This window comes from Brevibacillus laterosporus (assembly GCA_007833815.1).
Taxonomy (GTDB): domain Bacteria; phylum Bacillota; class Bacilli; order Brevibacillales; family Brevibacillaceae; genus Brevibacillus_B; species Brevibacillus_B laterosporus_D.
Genome location: CP033464.1, coordinates 2,936,518 through 2,958,292, shown reverse-complemented (window position 1 = coordinate 2,958,292; position 21,775 = coordinate 2,936,518). Strand labels below are relative to the sequence as shown.

At 42.3% G+C, this 21,775-nt stretch carries 31 protein-coding genes and 1 pseudogene; 5 read left to right on the top strand and 27 right to left on the bottom strand.

Annotated elements, in window-relative coordinates; genetic code table 11:
• Nucleotides 1-14 precede the first annotated feature (14 nt).
• From folD to EEL30_15320, 18 genes are all read right to left on the bottom strand, one after another.
• Entirely contained in the window at nt 15-866 is an 852-nt protein-coding gene (gene folD, locus EEL30_15405; GenBank protein QDX93557.1) for a bifunctional methylenetetrahydrofolate dehydrogenase/methenyltetrahydrofolate cyclohydrolase FolD, read from the bottom strand.
• A gap of 94 nt (nt 867-960) precedes the next feature.
• Nucleotides 961-1,938: an O-sialoglycoprotein endopeptidase gene (locus EEL30_15400; protein ID QDX93556.1), complete on the bottom strand. Its 978-nt coding sequence runs from the start codon at nt 1,936-1,938 to the stop codon at nt 961-963.
• A 16-nt stretch (nt 1,939-1,954) separates the two neighbouring features.
• Nucleotides 1,955-2,365 carry a transcription antitermination factor NusB gene (gene nusB / locus EEL30_15395; protein ID QDX93555.1) on the bottom strand — a complete coding sequence of 137 codons (411 nt, stop codon included), beginning with the start codon at nt 2,363-2,365 and terminating at the stop codon, nt 1,955-1,957.
• 15 nt (nt 2,366-2,380) lie between these two features.
• Entirely contained in the window at nt 2,381-2,593 is a 213-nt protein-coding gene (locus tag EEL30_15390) for a DUF2273 domain-containing protein (GenBank protein ID QDX93554.1), read from the bottom strand.
• Between the two features lie 12 nt (nt 2,594-2,605).
• Nucleotides 2,606-3,175 carry an alkaline shock response membrane anchor protein AmaP gene (gene amaP / locus EEL30_15385; protein ID QDX95784.1) on the bottom strand — a complete coding sequence of 190 codons (570 nt, stop codon included), beginning with the start codon at nt 3,173-3,175 and terminating at the stop codon, nt 2,606-2,608.
• A gap of 110 nt (nt 3,176-3,285) precedes the next feature.
• The gene (locus tag EEL30_15380; protein QDX93553.1) at nt 3,286-3,717 is read right to left on the bottom strand and encodes an Asp23/Gls24 family envelope stress response protein; all 432 of its coding nucleotides are present in this window, start codon (nt 3,715-3,717) and stop codon (nt 3,286-3,288) included.
• 65 nt (nt 3,718-3,782) lie between these two features.
• A complete protein-coding gene (gene accC, locus EEL30_15375; protein ID QDX93552.1) occupies nt 3,783-5,138 on the bottom strand; it encodes an acetyl-CoA carboxylase biotin carboxylase subunit in 1,356 nt (451 codons plus the stop codon).
• A gap of 16 nt (nt 5,139-5,154) precedes the next feature.
• Nucleotides 5,155-5,658 carry an acetyl-CoA carboxylase biotin carboxyl carrier protein gene (gene accB / locus EEL30_15370; protein ID QDX93551.1) on the bottom strand — a complete coding sequence of 168 codons (504 nt, stop codon included), beginning with the start codon at nt 5,656-5,658 and terminating at the stop codon, nt 5,155-5,157.
• 177 nt (nt 5,659-5,835) lie between these two features.
• Nucleotides 5,836-6,516 (bottom strand): SpoIIIAH-like family protein, encoded by a 681-nt coding sequence (locus tag EEL30_15365; GenBank protein QDX93550.1) that lies wholly within the window; start codon nt 6,514-6,516, stop codon nt 5,836-5,838.
• Between the two features lie 14 nt (nt 6,517-6,530).
• Nucleotides 6,531-7,169 carry a stage III sporulation protein AG gene (gene spoIIIAG / locus EEL30_15360; protein QDX93549.1) on the bottom strand — a complete coding sequence of 213 codons (639 nt, stop codon included), beginning with the start codon at nt 7,167-7,169 and terminating at the stop codon, nt 6,531-6,533.
• Nucleotides 7,170-7,199: 30 nt separating this feature from the next.
• Complete coding sequence (gene spoIIIAF / locus EEL30_15355; GenBank protein ID QDX93548.1) at nt 7,200-7,910, bottom strand: stage III sporulation protein AF; 711 nt, start codon at nt 7,908-7,910, stop codon at nt 7,200-7,202.
• Nucleotides 7,911-7,920: 10 nt separating this feature from the next.
• Entirely contained in the window at nt 7,921-9,105 is a 1,185-nt protein-coding gene (gene spoIIIAE / locus EEL30_15350; GenBank protein QDX93547.1) for a stage III sporulation protein AE, read from the bottom strand.
• 19 nt (nt 9,106-9,124) lie between these two features.
• Nucleotides 9,125-9,514 (bottom strand): stage III sporulation protein AD, encoded by a 390-nt coding sequence (gene spoIIIAD / locus EEL30_15345; protein ID QDX93546.1) that lies wholly within the window; start codon nt 9,512-9,514, stop codon nt 9,125-9,127.
• A gap of 14 nt (nt 9,515-9,528) precedes the next feature.
• Entirely contained in the window at nt 9,529-9,732 is a 204-nt protein-coding gene (gene spoIIIAC / locus EEL30_15340) for a stage III sporulation protein AC (protein QDX93545.1), read from the bottom strand.
• Nucleotides 9,733-9,748: 16 nt separating this feature from the next.
• A complete protein-coding gene (gene spoIIIAB, locus EEL30_15335; GenBank protein QDX93544.1) occupies nt 9,749-10,267 on the bottom strand; it encodes a stage III sporulation protein AB in 519 nt (172 codons plus the stop codon).
• Complete coding sequence (gene spoIIIAA, locus EEL30_15330) at nt 10,255-11,214, bottom strand: stage III sporulation protein AA (GenBank protein ID QDX93543.1); 960 nt, start codon at nt 11,212-11,214, stop codon at nt 10,255-10,257. The genes spoIIIAB and spoIIIAA overlap by 13 nt, the downstream gene beginning before the upstream one ends.
• Before the next feature lie 138 nt (nt 11,215-11,352).
• Nucleotides 11,353-11,844, bottom strand: coding sequence for a hypothetical protein (locus EEL30_15325; protein QDX93542.1), 492 nt, complete (start codon nt 11,842-11,844; stop codon nt 11,353-11,355).
• A 54-nt stretch (nt 11,845-11,898) separates the two neighbouring features.
• Nucleotides 11,899-12,165, bottom strand: coding sequence for a DUF2619 domain-containing protein (locus EEL30_15320; GenBank protein ID QDX93541.1), 267 nt, complete (start codon nt 12,163-12,165; stop codon nt 11,899-11,901).
• A 153-nt stretch (nt 12,166-12,318) separates the two neighbouring features.
• Here EEL30_15320 and EEL30_15315 point away from each other — a divergent pair, with 153 nt between their 5' ends.
• Genes EEL30_15315 through EEL30_15305 form a run of 3 tightly spaced genes read left to right on the top strand, consistent with a single transcriptional unit; the run spans nt 12,319 to nt 14,359 of the window.
• Nucleotides 12,319-13,140, top strand: a complete 822-nt coding sequence (locus tag EEL30_15315; GenBank protein ID QDX93540.1) for a phosphosulfolactate synthase — start codon at nt 12,319-12,321, stop codon at nt 13,138-13,140.
• Nucleotides 13,131-13,850, top strand: a complete 720-nt coding sequence (locus EEL30_15310) for a 2-phosphosulfolactate phosphatase (protein QDX93539.1) — start codon at nt 13,131-13,133, stop codon at nt 13,848-13,850. The genes EEL30_15315 and EEL30_15310 overlap by 10 nt, the downstream gene beginning before the upstream one ends.
• A gap of 38 nt (nt 13,851-13,888) precedes the next feature.
• Nucleotides 13,889-14,359 carry a DUF441 domain-containing protein gene (locus tag EEL30_15305; protein ID QDX93538.1) on the top strand — a complete coding sequence of 157 codons (471 nt, stop codon included), beginning with the start codon at nt 13,889-13,891 and terminating at the stop codon, nt 14,357-14,359.
• Between the two features lie 195 nt (nt 14,360-14,554).
• On the opposite strand, the pseudogene EEL30_15300 reads toward EEL30_15305, so the two are convergent.
• From EEL30_15300 to EEL30_15275, 6 genes and pseudogenes are all read right to left on the bottom strand, one after another.
• Nucleotides 14,555-14,810, bottom strand: a pseudogene (locus EEL30_15300) (peptidase).
• Nucleotides 14,811-15,040: 230 nt separating this feature from the next.
• Entirely contained in the window at nt 15,041-15,229 is a 189-nt protein-coding gene (locus EEL30_15295; GenBank protein ID QDX93537.1) for a hypothetical protein, read from the bottom strand.
• 92 nt (nt 15,230-15,321) lie between these two features.
• Nucleotides 15,322-15,879 carry an elongation factor P gene (efp, locus tag EEL30_15290; GenBank protein QDX93536.1) on the bottom strand — a complete coding sequence of 186 codons (558 nt, stop codon included), beginning with the start codon at nt 15,877-15,879 and terminating at the stop codon, nt 15,322-15,324.
• Between the two features lie 41 nt (nt 15,880-15,920).
• Nucleotides 15,921-16,994 carry an aminopeptidase P family protein gene (locus tag EEL30_15285; GenBank protein ID QDX93535.1) on the bottom strand — a complete coding sequence of 358 codons (1,074 nt, stop codon included), beginning with the start codon at nt 16,992-16,994 and terminating at the stop codon, nt 15,921-15,923.
• A gap of 28 nt (nt 16,995-17,022) precedes the next feature.
• A complete protein-coding gene (gene aroQ / locus EEL30_15280) occupies nt 17,023-17,472 on the bottom strand; it encodes a type II 3-dehydroquinate dehydratase (GenBank protein ID QDX93534.1) in 450 nt (149 codons plus the stop codon).
• A gap of 63 nt (nt 17,473-17,535) precedes the next feature.
• Entirely contained in the window at nt 17,536-18,075 is a 540-nt protein-coding gene (locus EEL30_15275; protein ID QDX93533.1) for a hypothetical protein, read from the bottom strand.
• Between the two features lie 134 nt (nt 18,076-18,209).
• On the opposite strand from EEL30_15275, the gene EEL30_15270 reads away from it, so the two are divergent.
• Together EEL30_15270 and EEL30_15265 are read left to right on the top strand one after the other, a co-directional pair.
• Entirely contained in the window at nt 18,210-19,154 is a 945-nt protein-coding gene (locus EEL30_15270; protein QDX93532.1) for a DUF1385 domain-containing protein, read from the top strand.
• Nucleotides 19,155-19,171: 17 nt separating this feature from the next.
• Entirely contained in the window at nt 19,172-19,519 is a 348-nt protein-coding gene (locus EEL30_15265) for a hypothetical protein (protein ID QDX93531.1), read from the top strand.
• A 6-nt stretch (nt 19,520-19,525) separates the two neighbouring features.
• On the opposite strand, the gene EEL30_15260 is transcribed toward EEL30_15265, so the two are convergent.
• The 3 genes from EEL30_15260 to EEL30_15250 all read right to left on the bottom strand — a co-directional run bounded on the left by EEL30_15260 (nt 19,526) and on the right by EEL30_15250 (nt 21,697).
• The gene (locus EEL30_15260; protein QDX93530.1) at nt 19,526-20,458 is read right to left on the bottom strand and encodes a phospholipase; all 933 of its coding nucleotides are present in this window, start codon (nt 20,456-20,458) and stop codon (nt 19,526-19,528) included.
• Nucleotides 20,459-20,584: 126 nt separating this feature from the next.
• Nucleotides 20,585-21,037 (bottom strand): transcriptional regulator MntR, encoded by a 453-nt coding sequence (gene mntR / locus EEL30_15255; GenBank protein QDX93529.1) that lies wholly within the window; start codon nt 21,035-21,037, stop codon nt 20,585-20,587.
• Between the two features lie 111 nt (nt 21,038-21,148).
• On the bottom strand, nt 21,149-21,697 hold the full coding sequence (locus EEL30_15250; protein ID QDX93528.1) for an NADPH-dependent oxidoreductase: 549 nt from the start codon (nt 21,695-21,697) through the stop codon (nt 21,149-21,151).
• Nucleotides 21,698-21,775 lie beyond the last annotated feature (78 nt).

Here is a 21,775-nt window from a genome sequence, read left to right as displayed (position 1 = left end):
TCCTCTATCAACGATTATACAGTCAGTTTACGTCTTGCCGAGATGACTGTGTTCTGCATGAGCATTGTGATCGTCATTGGACCAACACCGCCTGGCACCGGAGTGATATGGCTCGCTACTTCCTTCACTTCGTCAAACAAAACATCCCCAGTAAGCTTGCCATCTAGACGGTTCATACCAACATCAATGACAATGGCACCATTTTTCACATGCTCTTTCTTGATTAAGTGGGCAATTCCTACCGCCACCACCAAAATATCTGCCTGACGAGTTTGTTCAACCAGATTTTTTGTACGGGAATGACACATTGTTACAGTAGCATTCTCATGCAAAAGTAATAAGGAAACGGGTTTCCCTACAATATTACTACGACCTATTACTACAGCATGCTTACCCTCCATGCTAATTCCCGTACTTTTAATCAGCTCAATGACACCATGTGGCGTGCATGGAAGAAAGGTCTCTTTACCAATACATAAGTTACCTACGCTGATCGGATGAAAACCATCCACATCCTTCTCCGGAGAAATAGCATCAATAATTGCTTCTTCGTTCATATGTTTAGGCAAAGGTAATTGCACCAAAATCCCATGAATGTTCGGATCTTGGTTTAATTGCTCTACTAATTTTACTACTTCTTGTTGCGTTACACTACTCTCTAGACGGAAAGACTTTGAGTAAATCCCCGTTTCTTCACACGCCTTGATTTTCCCGTTTACATAGGTTTGGGAAGCAGGGTCATCACCAACTAAAACAACAGCCAAACCAGGTTGAATCCCTCTATCAACTAATTCTGTTACCTCTTGTTTGATTCGTTCACGGTACGATTTTGCAAACTCTCTACCATCGATTACTTGGGCTGTCATGTTTGTCACTCCTCCATATTCGTTCATCTGTATACAGTAAGTGTAGCGAAAGAGGACATAGGTGTAAAGACGAATTTTATTAACAGAAAACACTTTAATGTTCGTCTTTAACTTTCATCCACCCTAACATAGCTACACCATATGCATTATCACCTGTATAAGCAGGGTCGCAGAAAGAGAGTTTGCCCTTTACAGCTGGATGTTCAAGCCGCTTAAGCAAGCGTTCTCGAATATATTGGTTAGCCGCTACACCACCAACAATGAGGACTTCCCGACCATGGCCAGCTTCCATCGCATTGCGCAAAGCTTTTTCTAAGCTGATAGCCACGCACTGTTCAGTTGCACGGGCGATTTGGGCAGGAGTTGCAATTCCCTCTTTGTTTGCTCGTAATAAAGCATTCTCAGGTCCTGAGAAGCTAAAGGTAAGTCCTTTAACAGATGAGGACACTCGGAATTCTCCTACTGAGTCTTCTACGTGATCTATCTCTTTAGCTAATTCCTCTAGATAAGGCCCTGCAGGGAAAGGTAGTTCCAAAGCTACTCCAATGCGATCAACCAGTTGTCCCGCATGCAGATCTATCGTGCCCCCAATAATATCTATCTGGTATCCTGTTTCAGTACGCTCACAGGAAAGGATTTCACTGGTTCCCCCAGATAAATGGACAGCTAAAAATCGGTCGTTTGCTGGTCTCTGCATAGCTGTATACTCGCCTGCCGCGATATGACCTTCCTGATGTGTTGTCAAGTAGAGGGGTACACGTAAAAATAAAGAAAGTGATTTACCTAATCCTTCGCCCACTTTAAAGACAGGCATGTAAGACCCCTCTATGGGGCGTGGCTTTTCACTCACACATATGCCCTTTACTTGATATTCCTCTAATTTTAATTGGTCACATAATTCAGGAAGGTTCATCACATGCTGAAAGACGGCTTCCGATTGTTGCAACCCCCGCTCTCCTGCTTTTACACGTAAGAGTTTTTTGGCTTCTGCTACAATCTCACCGTCTTCTGTTGCGAGGCAAAGCGATGTCCGATAATTGCTGGTGTCAATTCCTACCATCACGTTTTTCATTCGCTTCACCTGTCGTTTATTCTTGAGTTTCTACTCGTTCTTTGCTTTGCAGATAATTAGATAGCACGCCATTCACAAAACGATAAGACTGATCGTCGCTAAAAAGCTTCGCTAGCTCAATCGCTTCATTCACTATTACGCGGGCAGGTACTCCCTCTTCAAACATCAATTCAAAAAAGGCAAGGCGTAAAATCGCGCGATCTACATTGGCAATACGATCCAATTGCCATCCACGCAGATATTGTTTTATTGCTTCATCGATGGAATCTAAATTATTTAATGCGCCTTCTACCAGGTACAAAAGGTATTTGTTGTCTTCCGAGCTGTCTTCCATTACCATATTTAGAGCATGGTATAGCTCAACCTCTGCCATGTCGATTTGAAAAAGGATTTGAACCGCTTTTTCGCGTGCAATTCTGCGTTTCATGTACTTAGTCACCTACTATTTAAATTTGCCAGGTAAAATCCGATCGAGAATTTCTCGCAGGTCTTCTTTTCGATCCAGTTTTTGTCCAATAAAATAGCCTGTCCCAATAAACACAATGAAAACCAGCGTGTTCCAGAAACCCACGAACAAATAAATGATACCAAAAAGAAAACCAGCCAGCACTCCTAACAGTTTCCCCTTATGTTCCCATAATAACTCCCAAAGCATCCTATTCACCCTCTAATCCAACTTTCTGTTTCGAACGGCGACATTATTTTCCTTTGAGACGACTTCCGTTACCACAACAGTCACCTCTGCGATGTCAACGCCAGCGATGCTTTCCACTTGCTGTTTTACTTCGGTTTGCAACGTTTGCGTCATTTCAGGAATAGGAGTCTCACCATCTACAGTGATTTTCAAAATGATCGCATTCCCGTTTTCCATCGAGCGAATTGTGGTTGTAAGATCGCGAACTCCGCGAACTTTTCGCCCTGCACGATCTGCAATCGCTTTGATTGTTGTAAAGCTGATATTTACCATTCCGTTTTCATTGCGTTGATAGATTCCTTTTTCTTCTCGTACCTTTCGTTGTGGAAAAGCACTAAAAATAAAGCGAACGCTAATCACCAAAAAAATGACAGCTACGATTAGATAAGGAATGTTAATCATGTCCGTACGATACAATTCATTAAGCACTGCTTCTACATAGTACGGCTGAATTAAGCGGGTAATGACACCAATCGCAATTATAGAGCCCGCCGTCAGCGCAATACTGTAAATTGTTAGGATAAACCGGTCAAAAAGATTCATGCGCACCTCTCCTTTGTAGGAAAAATGATCAGCCAGCGAAGAACTCATGATCAGCTTGTTCGACCAGTAGGAAAAATGCCCCCTAAACTGGGGGCATCTCCTGATAAGGTTTATCGAACCCGCTGATATTCTTCCGTTTGTGTAACAGGTGGAGTTGCTGCTGGTTGTACTTTTTCCTCGGATTTTAATTCAACATCGATGATATGTACATTCACTTCCACCACTGATAGCCCGGTCATCGCTTCAATCGCGTTACGCACGCTGTCTTGAATGTTACGAGCTACTTCAGGAATTCGATGGCCGTATTTTACGATAATGGAAACGTCAACTGCCGCTTCTTTGGAGCCTACCTCTACGCGTACTCCTCGTGCTGCACTTTTTTTCCCTAACTTTTCAACGAAATCTCCAACTAATCCGCCGGTCATATGTGCAACTCCGTCAACCTCAGCAGATGCCATACCAGCAATAACTTCCAAGACTTCGGGAGCGATCTGGATTTTTCCAAGCTCTGTTTTTGTCTCTTCTGCATCTATAAATTCCACGCTTCGCACCTCCCTTTTCAATTACACTTCATTATAACAGCGGGGTATGTTTTTTTGCAAACTTCCTAGAGATCATTCAAATGAAGATCGTATGTCTCTAAAAATTTTGTGTCAAATTGTCCACTGATGAATACTTCGTGCTCTAATAATTTTAAGTGGAAAGGTATAGTAGTATGAACACCTTCGATCATAAACTCCTGCAAAGCACGTTTCATTCGTTCGATAGCTTCTTCACGCGTTTTCCCCCAAACGATCACCTTCGCAATCATGGAATCGTAATAAGGCGGGATAGAATAGCCTGGATATACGGCGCTATCAATACGAACACCGAAACCACCTGGCGCTAAGTATCCCTCAATTTTACCCGGTGAAGGCATAAAGTTCTTTGCCGGATTTTCAGCATTGATGCGACACTCAATCGACCAGCCATCCAGAACGATATCTTCCTGCGTAAAGGACAAATAATTACCGTATGCTACACTAATCTGCTCTTTAATAAGGTCAAAACCAGTTATAAGTTCCGTTACCGGATGCTCTACTTGAATACGCGTATTCATTTCCATAAAGTAAAAGCGACCATGTTTGTCCAATAGGAATTCTACAGTACCTGCACCATGATAATTTACTGCTTTAGCAGCAGCTACAGCAGCCTCTCCCATCTGTTGACGCAATTCTTCGCTTAACGCTGGAGATGGAGCTTCTTCTACTAATTTTTGATGACGTCGTTGGATTGAGCAGTCGCGCTCTCCAAGATAAACCACATTGCCATACTTATCGCCCATGACTTGAATTTCTACGTGACGCGGGCCTTCTACGAACTTTTCCAAATAAACGCCAGCATTTCCAAAGGCTGTTTTGGCTTCATTCTGCGCTTGACGAATTGCTTTTTCTAAATCATCGTCATTTACAGCCACACGCATGCCTCGACCGCCGCCGCCTGCTGTAGCCTTAACAATAACAGGATAACCAATCTCGTTTGCTGTGTCCAAGGCTTCGGCAATACTCTCAATCAGACCGTCCGTTCCAGGGACAATGGGAACCCCAGCATTCTTCATGGTGTCTTTAGCTGTGGATTTATCACCCATACCCGTGATGGCTTCTGGATCTGGTCCGATAAACGTGATGTTACAAGCCGAACAGATCTCAGCAAAGTCAGCATTCTCAGCTAAAAATCCATATCCTGGATGGATGGCATCTGCTCCTACTTTGGTTGCAACACTCATGATACTTGCCATATTTAAATAGCTGTCTTTAGAAGCAGTAGGACCTATGCAGTAAGCCTCATCAGCGAGCTTAACATGCAGTGCTTCTCGATCTGCTTCTGAGTATACAGCAACCGTTTGGATACCTAATTCGCGGCATGCACGGATAACGCGCACGGCAATTTCACCGCGGTTGGCAATGAGAATCTTTTGAAACATCGCGTTTCTCCTCCAATTATTGTGCCTTTACCAAGAATAAAGGTTGGCCGTATTCTACTAATTGTCCATCTTCTACTAGGACCTTGACGATTTCGCCAGCCACTTCAGCCTCGATTTCGTTAAACAATTTCATCGCTTCTACAATACAAACGACTTTGTTTGGTGTAACACGATCACCTGGATTTACATAGACAGGCGCTCCAGGTTCTGGGGACATATAGAATGTACCTACCATTGGAGAAACAATTTTATGCAAATTAGCTTCATTTTCTACTGGTGTAGCCGCTACAGCTTGTGTTGCCTGAGGTGCAGCAACCGGTTCCACTTTTGGTGTGTGTTGCTCAACAGGAGCTGATGTATAAGCAACAGGCTCAGAGCGCACAACAACTGGTTGAGTTACTTCTACTCCGCCGCTTTTTTTAATAGAGAGCTTAGAGCCATCCGCCTCAAGCTCAAATTCTTTAATGGAGGATTGGTCCAACAATTTGATAATCTCACGGATCTCATGCAGTTTAAACACTACCTAGCACCCCTTTGTTCGTCAATAATTCAGCTCTTCCGTCGATCGGAATCACAATTATGATTGCATGTTATGAGCTGGTCATAAATTTTATGGTAACTTTTTGTCACGCGAACGTCAAGAAAGGATTTCTTTCTCATCTATAACTAGATTCGAGAAAGAAATCCTTTTTTCCCCCTAGGGTTGAAAACTAACTGTAATATTTTTGCCTGGGACATTTAGTTGCTGCTTGGCAAGAGCGATCAATGTAATTGCCTCTTTTGAATCTACTTTATCTTTCTGAACAATAATGCTAACACTCTCCTTTTGAGTATTTACTACACAATCCTTGTAGCCTTTTGTTTTAATTAACTCTTCTAACGCTAGTGTCTGCTGCTCAAGCGTAGACAATTCCTCTAAACGAGCATTCGCTTCTGCAATCGCTTGTGGCGTCGAATTAGAGTTGGTCATGATTGCCGTTTGTTCATCTTTTTGTAATTGGGTCATCGCTTCCCGTTTTAGCTTATAGCCTTGAAAAACGTCTGCTGCTGCTGGAGAAGGTAGTGCAGTAACATCTGGTGCTGTAGCTGCTGCTGGAGTTTTGGTTGTTGCTTTATTATCAGGCTGCCCGACTGCTTTGTCAGTAGCTTTATCTACGGCTTCTTTGCTCTCTACTTGTTTTGCTTCTTCCATTGGTTGATCCAATTGTTTCGTATCTACCTCAATTCCTGTGATCTGTTGATTCTCTTTTTGGGCTTCTTTATGATCAGTGGCTGCTGGTACTTGGTCATTTGGACCTTTTACCATGTAATATCCAGACAGCACTACCATCACTGCAAGCATTGTCAACAGCCAGACCGTTTGTTTACGTAAAATCATTTAAATCCCTCCTACTATTTTTTGGGCAAAATTGCAATTTTATAAGCAGGTACTTCTAACGTTTTCTGAACGGCTTCTGTAATCCAGGCTTTCACCTGAATATTCTCTGCTCCTTTGGCTACAACCAGCACTCCTCTCACTTTAGGTTTTAAGGTTTTCACTATGACAGGCTGTTCTTGTTTGGAACCATTCATGACAACCACCTGTTCATTGCGGGATTGGTCACTCTGGGCGCGAGTCGCTTTTTCCTTATCGGTTTCGTTTGTAGTAGCCTGACGTTGTTCCCGATTCTTCTCTACTACAACTTCTGGAGTCGAATCAAGATTCACCATCACTTCTACAGAGCCTACGCCTGTTACTTTTTCTAATATGTCTTTTAATTGTGTCTCATAGCGATTCTCATATTCTCGTATTAAGTCACCACCTGTTGCATTAGAAGAGAAAGCAGGTGCGCTTTTAAGCGGATCATCAGGAGGCTGTACCGAACTGTAAGCACCTTCTTGCTCTCGTGCTATATCGGGGGCGAATGACAAAAAATCAGTAAAGATCATAAATGCAGCCCCTAAGCAAAGCAAGATGATCAGATAATGAAGCGGCTTCATTTTTTTTGGCTCATCCTTGGATTGAATAATTTTCTTTAACGAATTCAACATTGAGGATCCCTCCTTTCAGATACCGCAGTGCTAGCGCTTTTCTGCCTCTGGTTTTGTAGCAATCACTTCCACTTGCTTTATTTCCACACCGCATTCCTTGGCAATATAAGCTGCAATCTCAGCATGAAGTGGGTCTTGCTTAACAACGGGAGCAGAAGCTATGACAGCCTCATTCTCCGTCTCTTTCCCCTCTACTTGTTCACTGAGAGTAATCTCAACTGATTGAACCGGTGTAATTCGCTCAACAGGTTTGATGGTAGTTGCTTGCTGTTCTTTCTTGGTAGAACTTGAAGGAAGTTGATCTGAGCTAATCGTTGCTGTAATCTCTTTGATTACTTGATCTTTATCTCCATTTGAAGCAAAACGAATCGCCACGTCCGATAGTGTTATTCCAAATGTCACCTTTACTTTTTCAGCAAGGAGGCTACTTAATTGTGCAGATACATATTGGGTCATTTGTGCATCTTTGTCTTGAACTAATTTTTGTGTTAGTTGTTCCCACTCTGGCTGATTTTCTTTTTTTTCCTGTTTGTTCTGGTAGATACCAATTTTGGTAGCTAATTCATCTGGTGTAATTTGAAAAATAGAGAAGACCGGTGACATGATCGTGAGCAGAATAATGAGGCCCATCACCATTTTGACGTATTGCTGTATCTTCGTATTGGGCAAGATGAGATCCAGAAAGGCGGCTAGCAACACTAGTAGCACAACTTTTCGCAACCAGAGATTCAACCATTCCATTTCATTTCACCTACCGAACCATCAAGGATATATTTCCAGCTGCAATTATGATGGTGATGGCCAGAAAGAACATCAATCCAACCGTTGCAAGGGCAGCAAATACATACAGCAGGCTTTTGCCTATAGTGCCTAGAGCTTTAATGATTGGGCTATTTCCCAACGGTTGTAGTACAGCCGAGGAAAAATTGTAGATTAGAGCCAGTACCAGTATCTTCATTGCTGGAAAGGCACATAAAAGTAGTAGAATAATGACACCAGCCAGTCCCACTGCATTTTTTACAAGCACAGAAGCACTAACGACCGTGTCTGCTGCATCCGTGAACATACGGCCTACCACAGGCACAAAATTTCCTGTGATATACTTCGCTGTCCGAATGGTGACACCGTCTGCCATAGCTGAAGTGGCTCCCTGAATGCTCAAAATCGCAAGAAAGATGGTTAAAAACGAACCCATCACTCCCATCGCGATATTGCGAAGCAAAATTGCTAACTGCGTAACCTTATACCTTTCTGAAAATAAACTGACAATGGAAAGCATCGCTGAAAGGAATAATAGCGGGAAAATGATGGTCGAAATAAGAAATCCGCTAATATTGATCATAAAGACGATAATGGGATGGAACATGGCGGCCGAAGCTAAGTTTCCCATCGAAGCAAGCAAGGCGAGCACAAGAGGAATCATGGCAAGCATAAAGTCCGACATCCCTTGAATTGCATCCTTGGCGTAGGTAATCGCCACATGAAAGCTATTCATCGCAAGCACCATCAAAACCAGGTAAGCAATAGCATAAGCTACAACAGAAACCGTATTTTTTTCAAAAGCATTTTGCATGGATTCTAGAAGCATCGCGAACACGGTAATGATGATGATCGAGCTGAGCAGCTTCCCATTCATAAGAATTTCGTGGAAGAAAAATTTTAGAATTCCCTTAAATAGACTAGATGGCGACAAACCTCCATCCTCCATCAGCAGTTGCATGAAGCCTTTTTGTTTCAGATCAGGCAGATAGCCCTCATATTGGTCCAGTGTCTTTTTCCAAAAAGTCTCAATCTGTTGCATATTTAAATGCTCTGTCTGCTGCTTGACCATTTTTTCCACTGGCGAAAAGGTCTCGGGGGTTGATGATGCTGCGATGGCACCATCTGCAAAGAATAGCAGAAGAAACAGGAGCAACAGGGTATATCTTTGTGCCACCGTTCAACCTCACCTCCCTTTATGCAGGCAGTAAATTGACCACTGTTTCAATAATGATCTGAATAATGGGAACCGCCATGACAAGAATAAGTACTTTACCGGCTAATTCAATTTTGGAGGCGATCGCCCCTTGTCCAGCATCTCTCGTCACCTGAGCTCCAAATTCGGCAATATAGGCAATCCCAATAATCTTTAAAATCGTTCCAAGGAACACAAGGTTCAGATCAGCATGGACGGCTAATTTTTCCAAAACACGAATGACATCAGAAATCTTGCCAATTAAAAAGGTAAAAATGATGACACCGCTCACTACTGCCAGCAAGAAAGCGAATAAGGGTTTTTGTTCTTTAATGACCAGGGCGAGGAGCGTTGCTACTAAGCCCAGACCGACAATTTGCACGATGTCCATCGGCTCCCCACCCCCTAATTAAAAAGGAAGACTCGTTTTACCTCGGTAAATAAATCACCTAAATAATGTGCTACCATAAACAACACAATAATAAATCCTACCAGCGTGGCCCACTGTGCAATGTCTTCCTTTCCTGAAGCTTTTAGTACCGTCTGAATAATCGCAACGATGAACCCAACGCCGGCAATTTGGAATACTGGAGTCAAATCAAAGCCCACGCCTCACACCTCGCTCTTACATCATTAGTATGACGACGAGAAGTCCGCCTAAAAATCCTAAACTTTTGTACATCTTTTCGTACTTAATCTGTTCGGCTTTGGCCTCTTCTTCTAAACCTCGCAAATGAAAGACGGTTAGTTGCAAATGCTTCTTCTGATCCTCTCGATCCGAATTCCCCATGACATAGCCCAGATTCTTTAAGACTTCTTTCTCTTCTTTTCGTAATGCTGTTGTTGCCCAGGTTTGTTCCAATGCTGTTTGCCAAATCATTTGGGTGGATTCTCCTTCTTTGGTTTGTAAAAGCTCACTAGCCCGCTTGTACAGATTCCCAATGCTTTTGGTCACTCGAACAGAAATTTTTTCGAAAGCTAACGAGAGAGGCGTAGCTCCATAGACAATCTCCGTCTCTAGCATTTGCAAGGAGTGAAGCAAGGCTCTTAGTTCTTTTACTCGCTCGCTATAACGCTTTCCTAACTGGATACCAATAAGAGAGGCTGACAATAGCACTACAATAGCCGCCATTATCTTGAGCATATGACATTCTCCTTCATTGGTCGCAAGTGCTCGTCATATAATCCGTGAATTGTCCCAGCTCCGTGTTCTCGACTAAGAATCACGTAACGTTTAAATACCCTCTCCACGATTAACCGCGAAATCGTAGGCCGCTTTGCGATGTCTTCAAGTGCAATGCCGTGAGCACTGCATAACACAGCTACCCCTGCATGTAGAGCTTCCCATATAGCTTCACTGTCTTCCTGTCTACCGATTTCATCTACTACAATGAGGTCAGGTGACATGGAACGAATCATCATCATCATTCCAATTGCTTTAGGACAAGCATCCAACACATCGGTGCGCGGCCCTACGTCTCGTTGCGGAATGCCATTGTAACATCCTGCTATTTCGGAGCGTTCGTCTACAATCCCTACCTTTTTGCTAGAAGACCACTCGTTACCATAACTAATGCATCTTGCCAAATCACGGAGTAACGTAGTTTTGCCGCATTGCGGAGGTGAGATCACCAATGTTGATTGAAATTGCCCCTTATCAAACAAATATGCGAGGATATCCTTTGCTACGCCTTTTTTTTCACGGGCAATCCTTATATTAAAACTGGTTATATCTCGTATCCCTTTGACATCTCCACGCTCTAGCACCACCCTGCCGGCGATACCAATACGATGTCCCCCGACAACTGTAATGTACCCCCGCCTCAATTCTTCCTCCAACGCATAAAGCGAGTGCTGGCTAATCTGATTAAGTAATTTTACGCTTGAATCCTCACGAAACATCCAACCTTGGCGAAAATTGGCTGTAAGCTGACCTGTGGGTGTTACATAACTTGCCTGATGTCCGTAACGAATCTCGATCGGTAGGTTTTGTCGTAGTCGAATCTCTTCTACATGTTCTTGCACTTTTACAGGCAGAGCCGCTATCACGGCGCGTATCTCTGTCGGCAACAAAGACAAGATATGTTTCATAAAGTCTCCCCTTTGTCCACTCTGACTTATCTCATCCTATGCGGGAAGGGACAACATTTATGACTATAAGGCAAGGAAAACTAGTACATCATTTTCCGTTGCTAGAGTGGACTTATAATTGACTTTTGAGACGGGTGACTACGATGGATTAAGAATATCCCGATGGAAGCGATTTGTTATTTCATAGGAATGATAGCCCTCAGGATCAACTTCTTCTTTAATCATTAAAACCTCTCTACATTGGGGACATTCCAATTCATGGACATGTTGAACGATCCCCTTCCTGTCTGTTGTATGAAGCGCTTCATAATAATACGCTTCGTCCGAATCATCCAGATCCGAGAATTGTTCTCGGTAGCTCATTGCTTCTTGATAGTCTTCGTGTACTGTTTCGTAAATTTCTTCGTCATCGTATAACAGGTACTCTAGATCGGTTAAATCTTCATCTACAGCTTCTATATATTGCTCACATTCTTCCACACGTACATGAACAGTTCTCAATTCCGCTATTAAATCATCACAAAGCTGTACCAGACTGAACAAAGCCTTTCCTTCTAAACCGGCTTGTTCTGGGTCTAATCCCTCCACTAATCCTTGTAAATAAGCCAAATGCTGCTCTACGTGTTCCATAAGAATTCCTCCTCACTTTTGCTAGTGGGTAGTATTCCCCAGAACCGGCAACGACTATTTACTTTTTACCCCAATCAAAATGCAAGTCACCCCGATAAAGATCCACAATATTTTCGTAAGTGACAATTTATCGGATAAACCTACCATCCCAATCGTAGTAGTTGCGAGTAAGATCATGGGACCAACCAAAGCTAGACCGGAATTATAAATCAACGCTTTTTCTACTTGATTTACCCTGAGGATTAGCAAGGCTACAATAATTTCCAGACTGCCCGACAACAATCGTAACGAAGCCATCCCCAAAATTGCTTTTTCCCACATGCATGCCACTCCCCTCTCTTCCCCACTCTATGCAACTTGTCCGATGTTATGTCCTTTACCAATCAAAAATAGATAGGCTCATACCTCGTCGACCATGTAGACACAGACTGCATATGGTAAAACAAATGCCTATGGATTGGAGAGAGCTTACTAATGGAAAAAGAGATCTCGTTCTGGCCGACTCAGTGGGTAGATCCCTCCTGTACCCGAGAATGTAAGCCACGTCATACCGGCGTTACGATGGTAATCGACAAAGGATTAGGCTTACACGCAATGAAAGACTTGCTACACACCGCTTCCACCTATATTGATATTTATAAACTAGGCTTTGGAACCTCTGTTCTCTATCCGTTTTCAGTGCTAGAAGAAAAACTAACTCTAGCCCTCTCTCTAGATATTGCAGTCATGCCAGGTGGAACATTTTTTGAAATAGCCTGTACGCAGAATGGAGTAAAGACGTATCTGGAACGAATCCGGGATGCTGGATTTAATGCAGTGGAAATTTCAGATGGTAGCATGCCCATTTCTATTGAAGAGAGGCATGATGCGATTTCAATGGCTAGAGAAATGGGGTTTCGTGTATTTTCAGAATATGGACAAAAGGCGAGTACATTCCGCGCTGATCAAGAAATGCTCTTGGCCACGCTGGCGGCAGATGTGAAGGCTGGTGCCGACTATGTCATTGTGGAAGCGAGAGAAAGCGGTAATGTTGGTATCTACAACAAGCAGGGAGAAATCGATGCAAAGTTCGTTCAACAAGTCATACAACAAGCATCTACACTTGCTACTAAGCTAATCTGGGAAGCTCCTCAGAAGCCTCAACAGATCAGTTTGTTAAAGACGATTGGGCTTGACGTTAATCTTGGAAACATCGCTCCTGCTGATCTCTTATCTCTTGAAACTCTGCGCCGTGGATTGCGCGGTGACACCGCCTATCAGGTATTAGAAGACAGGAGAAGATTGGTATGCGAATAGAAGTGGTGCCCACAGTAGAAGAGATTCGTTTAGATCAGATTACACATCGAACCGTCATTGTTATTGATGTACTACGCTCTACCAGCACTATTATTAGTGCTCTGGCCCATGGCTGTCAGTCGGTGAGTATCACCGAGACAATCGGGCAAGCACTGTCTTTACGTACGAATCAAACTCTTCTCGCTGGGGAACGCCAGTGCAAAAAAATCGCATTATTTGATGAAAACAATTCCCCTATCGCGATGAAAAAAGTGAACTGGGAACACAAACCTCATCTCGTTTTAACCACCACAAACGGTACCCGTGCCATGCAAAAGGCGGAGAAGGCGGAGCATTTATATATCGCAGCTTTTCTAAATGCAACAGCTTGTATTACACAAGCACTTCAATTAAAGCGTGATATCACCCTTTATTGTTCCGGCACACGAATGGAATTCGCTTTAGAAGATGGCCTATGTGCTGGCTTTTTAGTGCACGAGGCAAAGAATTCTCTCCCCTCCATCGAGGTATGTGATTTAGCAGAAGCAATGCGAGCAGCTTATCAGTCTTTTGCTCCTTCCCTCTTGCAAGTTATGATGAACAGCAAGACTGGTAAACGTTTACGGCATCATCAACATCAAGAAGATATAGAAATGGCTAGTCAGCTCAATCATTATAAAATCGTTCCTGTCTACAAGGAAAAACGCATACTCCCCCTGCTTGGCTCATAAATTTGAGAGGAAGACACAGGACAGGGGTTCGATGAATCATGCATGTAGCAAGCGGTGAAATTATGTTGGTTGTACTCATCATTGTTGGCCTCATTGGTCGTTCTCCCATCATTGCTACCGCAGCCAGCTTATTGTTGGTCCTAAAATTAACTTCGTTAGAACGCCTATTTCCAGCTGTGGAGAGACGTGGTCTGGAATTGGGCCTTCTCTTTTTAACCGTATCCGTTCTCGTACCATTTGCCAGTGAAAAGGTATCGCTCAAAGATGTAACTCCACTCTTTACCACCATAGTCGGCATCATGGCGCTGGTAGGAGGGATCCTAGCTACTCATCTAAACGGAAAAGGGCTGGATATGCTACGTGCTGACCCTCAGTTAATTGTAGGCTTAGTTATTGGTTCTATTATTGGCATTGTATTTTTTAAAGGAGTGCCTGTAGGACCACTGATGGCAGCTGGAATTACAGCTTTTTTGATGAAACTGTTGGACTGGATAGGTAAAGCAATGTGAGGGTCCATTGTGACAAGGAAAATGTAAAAATACACCCACTCATGAAGACATTGGTTCTTAGGAGACTTGTAAGTCTGTTCTAAGCATTCCAATGCATATGATAGGGTGTATTTTTGTAATTTTGTGAGACCACGAGTAACTGTCCCGCTTTTTTAAATGGAATACTTAAGATCAACGCATTTCTATTTTTCCTGTAATTGCTTGACTCTTATCAGGCAGATCAATTTTGTCCTTCCATTCCGTATTATTTCGGAATCCATTGACTTTTCCCGAAAACGGATCAACCGATACAACATATGCTTCATTAGGATATTGTTCGAGTATAGGTATTCCATCCTGACGAAATCGTTATTTTTCTAGCAGCTCTTGGAACCTGAATTTCCTCAACCTGCCCTGTTTTAGCATTCGTGACTACCTCAAGCCGCTTCTCGTCTTTTGTTTGCCATTTGTAGGATTGAAATAAAGTTGCGACGTTTATAATTTTGCGAAGAGTGATTATCACACAGCAGGAAATTCGTTAGAAGCAGGATTTAGCCTTTTAAAAAACACAAAAACCCCGAATAGGTCCACTTTTTCTAAAAGTGTCCACTATTCGGGGGTCAGTTCAGTTCATCGGATAACCTCGAGGGTTTTTCCAATGTCTACTTTAAGGGGTGCACTTCACGATGATAGAGGCTTGTTTCATGGAACAAAGAAGATAATTTGTTGTCCCCTTCTATCTCTCCTCAATGATTTGATCCAATAATGCTTTGGTCCAATCACCTTTTGTCTAATCATTCCTTGTTCATCAATAAAATAACTCGTTGGAATGGAAATCGCCTGATATCGTTTGGCAACCTCCTTCGTGACATCAAGCAGGATGGGGGGCATGTCTTATTAATTAACACTCGTACTAGATCAGATAGCAAAAAAACTACCGAAAATCGGCAGTTTTTCTTTGCTTTTCTGTGTAATTTCGTTACCTACGCACGAGACACGTACGCTTGTGTACGAGTATCAATGATTAACTTATCACCTTGGTTAACAAACAAAGGTACGTTTACGACAAAGCCAGTTTCCAATGTTGCTTTTTTAGAAGCACCAGTAGCTGTATCACCTTTAATACCTGGTTCTGTTTCTGTTACTTCCAGTTCAACGCTGTTTGGAAGTTGAATACCGATTGTTTCATTGTTATATTGCATGATTTGAACGTTCATGTTTTCTTTTAAGAATTTCAGTTCATGCTCGATTTGTTTTTGTGTAAAGGTAATTTGCTCATACGTTTCCGTATTCATGAACGTATAATCATCACCACTTGCATACAGGTATTGCATTGTGCTTGTTTCAATACGAGCAGGGTTTACTTTTTCTCCACCACGGAAGGTCATTTCCGTTACGTTACCACTGCGCAGGTTACGCAATTTGGAACGAACGAATGCCGCACCTTTTCCCGGTTTTACGTGTTGGAATTCAAGTACTGAATAAATATTACCGTCAACTTCAATAGTTAAACCAGTGCGAAAATCGTTTACAGAAATCATGCTTTTCCTCCTAAATATAACTCAACCTTAAATAGTATAATTTATACAGGCAAAATCAGCAACTCTTTTGGCGTTTTGTTCAGAATCTCGACTCCATTTTCAGTTAATACAACATCATCTTCAATACGTACTCCACCAAGGCCTTCTACATAAATGCCTGGTTCAATTGTAATCACCATGCCCGGCTTCAGCACTGTTTCTGATAGCATGGAGATCGCAGGAGCCTCATGAACATCCATTCCTAAACCATGACCGGCTGCATGACCATAATAATCCCCATACCCTGCTTCCTTAATAATGTCACGAGTCAAGGCATCTACTTCTTTTCCGGTCATACCGACCTTTACTTTGTTCACGCCTTCCAACTCTGCCTTCAAAACAATCTCGTAGATTTCTTTCATTTTCGGATCAGGTTCTCCTACAGCAAAGGTACGTGTCATATCAGAGTGGTAGCCTTTATAATGTGCTCCAAAATCGATCGTTACCATATCTCCTGCTTCAATTACCTTTTCACTGGCGCGACCATGAGGTAAGGCTCCACGTTTACCAGAAGCTACAATAATATCAAAGCCAGAACCCTTTGCACCATGCTTACGTAGATAGTAATCCAGCTCACTGGCTACGTCCATTTCACGAATTCCTGGTTTAATCATTTTGATCACATGGGCAAAAGCATCGTCAGATAACTGGGCTGCTTGCCTCATGATAACCAATTCAGCTTCCTCTTTGTACAACCGCAATTTCTCGACAAGACCTTTCGTAGCTACTAACTCTACATTGTCTAACGTTTGCTTCCATGTTTCAAAGATAGCATAGCTCGTATGCTCTGCCTCAAATCCAACTTTCGTTACCCCCATATCTTGTAGAACCTGTTTAATGGTTGGTAACGCTTGACGTTTATTATTAATAATTTCAAAAGCCGTACACTCTTTCGTTGCTTGTTCAATATAGCGGAAATCCGTTACGAATTTGGCTTGGTCTAGAGATACGATCGCCCACCCTGTGGAACCACTAAAATTACTAATATACTGACGATTCACTTCACTCTCTATAACGAGTGCATCCAATTTTTGTTCCTGCAATACCGCTCTTAGTTTGTCCAAACGATGTGACATCACTATCTCTCCCATTCTTGTTGGCTTTCTATGTACTCTTGTTGTGTTGCAAATGACGAACCAAGGCCCGTAATGCCCATTCGTAACCATCCTTGCCTAACCCGACAATCTGTCCAAACGCTACAGGGGCAATAACAGACGTGTGTCGGAACTCTTCACGTTTGTGAACATTGGAGATGTGAACCTCGATGAGAGGCAACGACACACTGGCTACTGCGTCACGAATTGCATAACTATAATGTGTAAAAGCTCCTGGGTTCATGATAATCCCATCGTATGCATCACGCGCATCGTGAATGGCATCAATTAGTACACCTTCATGATTGGATTGAAGATGCCCAATTGATACCTGTAATTCATTTGCTACCGTTTGCAGGTGCTCCACGATATCTTCTACGGTGTCCTGACCATAAATAGAAGGTTCGCGTTTTCCTAATGCATTCAAATTCGGTCCATTTATTACTAAGACAGAGATCATGGTTTGGTCGTCTCCTTTCCTCTCAATTTCTGTCTATCTTATCATATTCTTTCCTTTCCTACATTATTGGTCTGTTTCGTACTTACCCGTTTCTTCTGTATCAAACCGCTCAGCTACAATACTCATGCCTATAAACATCCCAAGCGACATAAACCAGAAAAATTCTGTACTCCAGACCCCCCATCCCCAATGACTCATATGGAATAAATATCCAAACAAATAAAAAAAAGCAATCCCATACAAAACACCCAGCCACCAATTGTAAATGTTGCCTAGAACAAAGCAATAGACTAAGCATGCAACAAAAATAATAAGAAATAGCATAACCGCTCCTAAAGCTAGACCAGGATATGAATCCTCTTGGGCTTTTCCAAGTAACGGACGAGCAAAAACATAAGCCCCATAAGGAGTGAATTGCAAGAAATGCATAAAGACACGAAGAATCGTCCAGATCAAGGTTCCACATAAAGAAATTTGTAAGATAGTCTTAACACGCACAGGTTTTGTTTTGGTTCTTCCACCAGATGCTACTTGATTATTTTGGCGTTCCTCTTCGGAGTCCATTGTTTTTTGCCCTTGTTGTTTCGACATGTTTGCACTCATCTTAATCACCTCGGTACTAGTATGGCTATGTATAGGAAAAACATGAGATATCCATAACGAAAAGTACCCTGGAACATTAGGTGGCAGAACGACATAACTTTCGGTTACAATAGGAATAAGGATGGTGATCAAATTTGAAGCAACAAAACGTGCCTGCATATGGCGGGCAAGCCGTAATAGAAGGCGTTATGTTTGGCGGTAGAAAAGTGACCGTAACCGCCATCCGCCGAAAGAACCAAGAAATTGAATACTTTGAAGAACCAAAAAAGACGATCACATGGGTAAATAACTTAAAAAAAATCCCATTTCTTCGTGGGATCGTAGGTTTGATTGAGGCAAGTGCCAGCGGAGCCAAGCATCTGAACTTCGCTTCGGAACAATACAGCATGGAATCAGATGATGAGGCAGATAAAGATTCTGGTCCGTCTAAAATGACATTGATTTTAGGCGTTGCCGTGGTCGGTGTCCTCTCTTTTCTAGTCGGTAAAATTTTATTTACTGTTGTTCCTGCCCTTCTCGCTGGCTTCTTATTTGGCAAATGGGTTCCATCTGGGGTATGGCAAAATCTAATTGAAGGCGGGATTAAATTCTTCCTGTTGATCGGTTATATTAGCCTAATTGCCCAGACTCCATTGATCAAACGATTATTTCAATATCACGGTGCTGAACATAAAGTGATTAACGCCTACGAAGCTGGGGTAGAATTAACGGTAAAGAACGTACAAAGTTTTTCCACCCTACACTACCGTTGTGGCAGTAGCTTTCTCATTTTCTCCATTATTGTCGGTGTATTTATATACTCCTTGGTTGATTACAACACTATGTGGGATCGAGTCGTTCAGCGTATCATTTTGTTACCAGTGGTAATTGGCGTTTCTTATGAGGTTTTGCAAGGAACCAACCTGTTGCGAGATATCCCTGTTCTTCGTTTCCTCGGTTATCCTGGACTCTGGTTACAGCGCATCACAACAAGAGAACCTGATGACACCCAAGTGGAAGTAGCCATTGCCTCTTTTGAAAAAATGAGAGAACGAGATCGAGAATTTATTGAGAATCAAAAGCTTGCTACCACCGGTTAAGTAACCTATCCAAAGAGGTGAAGCTAGTGAAAAGAGGCTTTCTTTATCCGGTTTTTGGGGTAATCATCTTGTTGGCCATCATCGGATTTACAACTAAATTTTTGCAGAATCCCAGTACGATGATTGCCCTAGTTGCCTTTTCTGCTCTCTTGTTGTATCTGGCTCGTAATTTTTTGAAAACAGGCAAGTTCATGCCGCGTTTCTCCAAAAAAACGCAAAAGATCAAACCAATGAAACCAGGGTTAAAGCGATCTGCAACAGCTAATCGTCGCCCTAATCCGTTTCAGGTTATTGAGGGCAGTAAAGGTAGCAAAAAAGACAAACAGGATAAAACAAAACAAAATAAACCGAAGATGTACCAGTAACAGCTTTCAAACTAGAAAGCTGTTATTTTTTTCACTGCGAAATGCGGTAACATACTGATTAAAATCCCACTTATTCAAAAAGTCTTCAGCTGCTTTTTTACCTGAGTCAAATAATTCTTGTCGTTGAGTTGCACTCAAGTGAAAATCGATCGCACTATATCCTTTGGTGGGAATAAATACCGTACGCACAGCCTCTGCTTTTTTCACATGAAAACGGTCGTGAGCATCCATCATGGTCATGAGCAAAGCTTTAGACAAACCGTACAGACTCTTCACTGACTGAGGGCGAACAGGAACAGTCTCATCATTTAAACGGAAACCAAAAGTGGGCCACAAGGGTTTCTCCTTGGAATCAAATAACCAAACAGGAAAATTACTTAATAGACCACCGTCTACAATAATATGAGGGGTCTTATTTTTAAACAAAAAATAAGGTTGAAAAAAATAGGGGATTGCGCAGCTCATTCTTACTGCTTTGGCTATGGGGAAGGTTTCCGGATCAATTCCGAAATCTGGAAAATCATCCGGTAAAGTTAACATGGCTCCGGCGCTGATGTCAGAAGCAATGATACGCAGTTTTTCTTTGGGTAAATCACCAAATGTGCGGATTCCTTTTTTTCGTAGCAATTGACCGACAAAACGCTCAATTTCATCACTGGGATACAAGCCCTTTTGGACCAGCAAATTATAGAATGACCCAACATAGGGCACTCTTGACCAGCCTTTTCTTTTTAAAAATTGCAAATAGTTCAACGTTTCGAATATGCCTCGAAGCTCCTGGTGACGATATCCGGCAGCCAAAAGAGCGGCGACAATAGAACCAGCAGATGTACCAGCGACACTCTCCCACTGGTACCCATTCTGTTCCATAGCCGTAATCGCTCCAATTAAAGCTATACCTTTCATGCCTCCCCCTTCAAAAACCGCATCTACTCGCATGTGATCCCTCCGTCTTTTATACAAAGATAAATCCACAAGTAGTTTATGCGACAGAATAGTTATCCTACTCCTGAAAGTTGAGCATTAGATATCAAAAAAGCAAGCTTAACCCGCTTGCTTTTTTTCTTACACGGACTCTGGTTTCGTATCCGTATCTTCTTTTTGTTCGTCTTCTTCTCTAATACGCATGAGCTCAGCAACGCGAGTAGGATCTTCCTTTAAAAATTGAACCAAATATTCAATGCTGGCAATAGATTCCCAGCTTAGATGGTGTTCAATTCCCTCTACGTCTTTATAAATGAGATCCTGATCTACACCGATTAGCGTCAAGAAATCCTCCAACAGCGCATGTCGCCTTACCAGACGCTTACCCACTTTCTTTCCTTTAGCAGTTAAGACCAGCCCACGATATTTTTCATAGACCAAATAATTGTCTTTATCTAGTTTCTGTACCATTTTTGTAACAGAGGACGGATGCACCTCTAGCGCTTCTGCAATATCGGAAACACGAGCATATCCCTTGGTATCAATTAAACTATATATTCTTTCCAGATAATCTTCCATACTTGGAGTTGGCACTCTCATCCCTCGTTTCAGCCAGTATCGCCAAAGAGCATATGGTTCTATCATACCGCTTCCGCTACTTTCGTTTCAAGGGAAAGTTGGAGGATTTTCCGACATTTGCTAAAACTATTTGTCCTGTTTCAATTGTTTTGTCATCCAAACCAGTTCTTTACCCAAATTAACAAAGCGATCTTGCAGACGTTCGTCATACAAGGTGTTGTCTTCTTTAAATGCTTTATAGGAGTTAGCAACGGTCGGGGAACCTGGTAATGGATAAGCGTGCAAATTACGTAATATGAGTTGCAATGTGTTTACCGTATTAGTTGCTCCCATTCCACCACCCGCTACACCAATAATCGCAGCTGGTTTTCCGTGTAAAAAACGTCCTTCCAAGAAATCAAATGAGTTTTTCAATGCTCCTGTAATGGTTCCATGATATTCGGGTGAACCAATCACCAATGCATCTGCTTCCGCTACTTTTTTCACAAATTGATGAACAATCTCAGGATACGTACTAGTATCATTTCTTGCATCATATAGAGGCAAGGGCCATTCTGCTAAATGGATTAATTCAACATCTGCTCCTTCTACCTTTGCTGACTCTAAAACGATTTGCAATACCTTCTTTGTGCTGGAGTCAACATTCATCGTTCCTGCTATTCCTACAATTTTCATGAGATAACATCCTTTCCTCTATGGGGGCATTCCATTTATTTCAATTTGATCACTTCTATGATAACTAATCTCATCAGC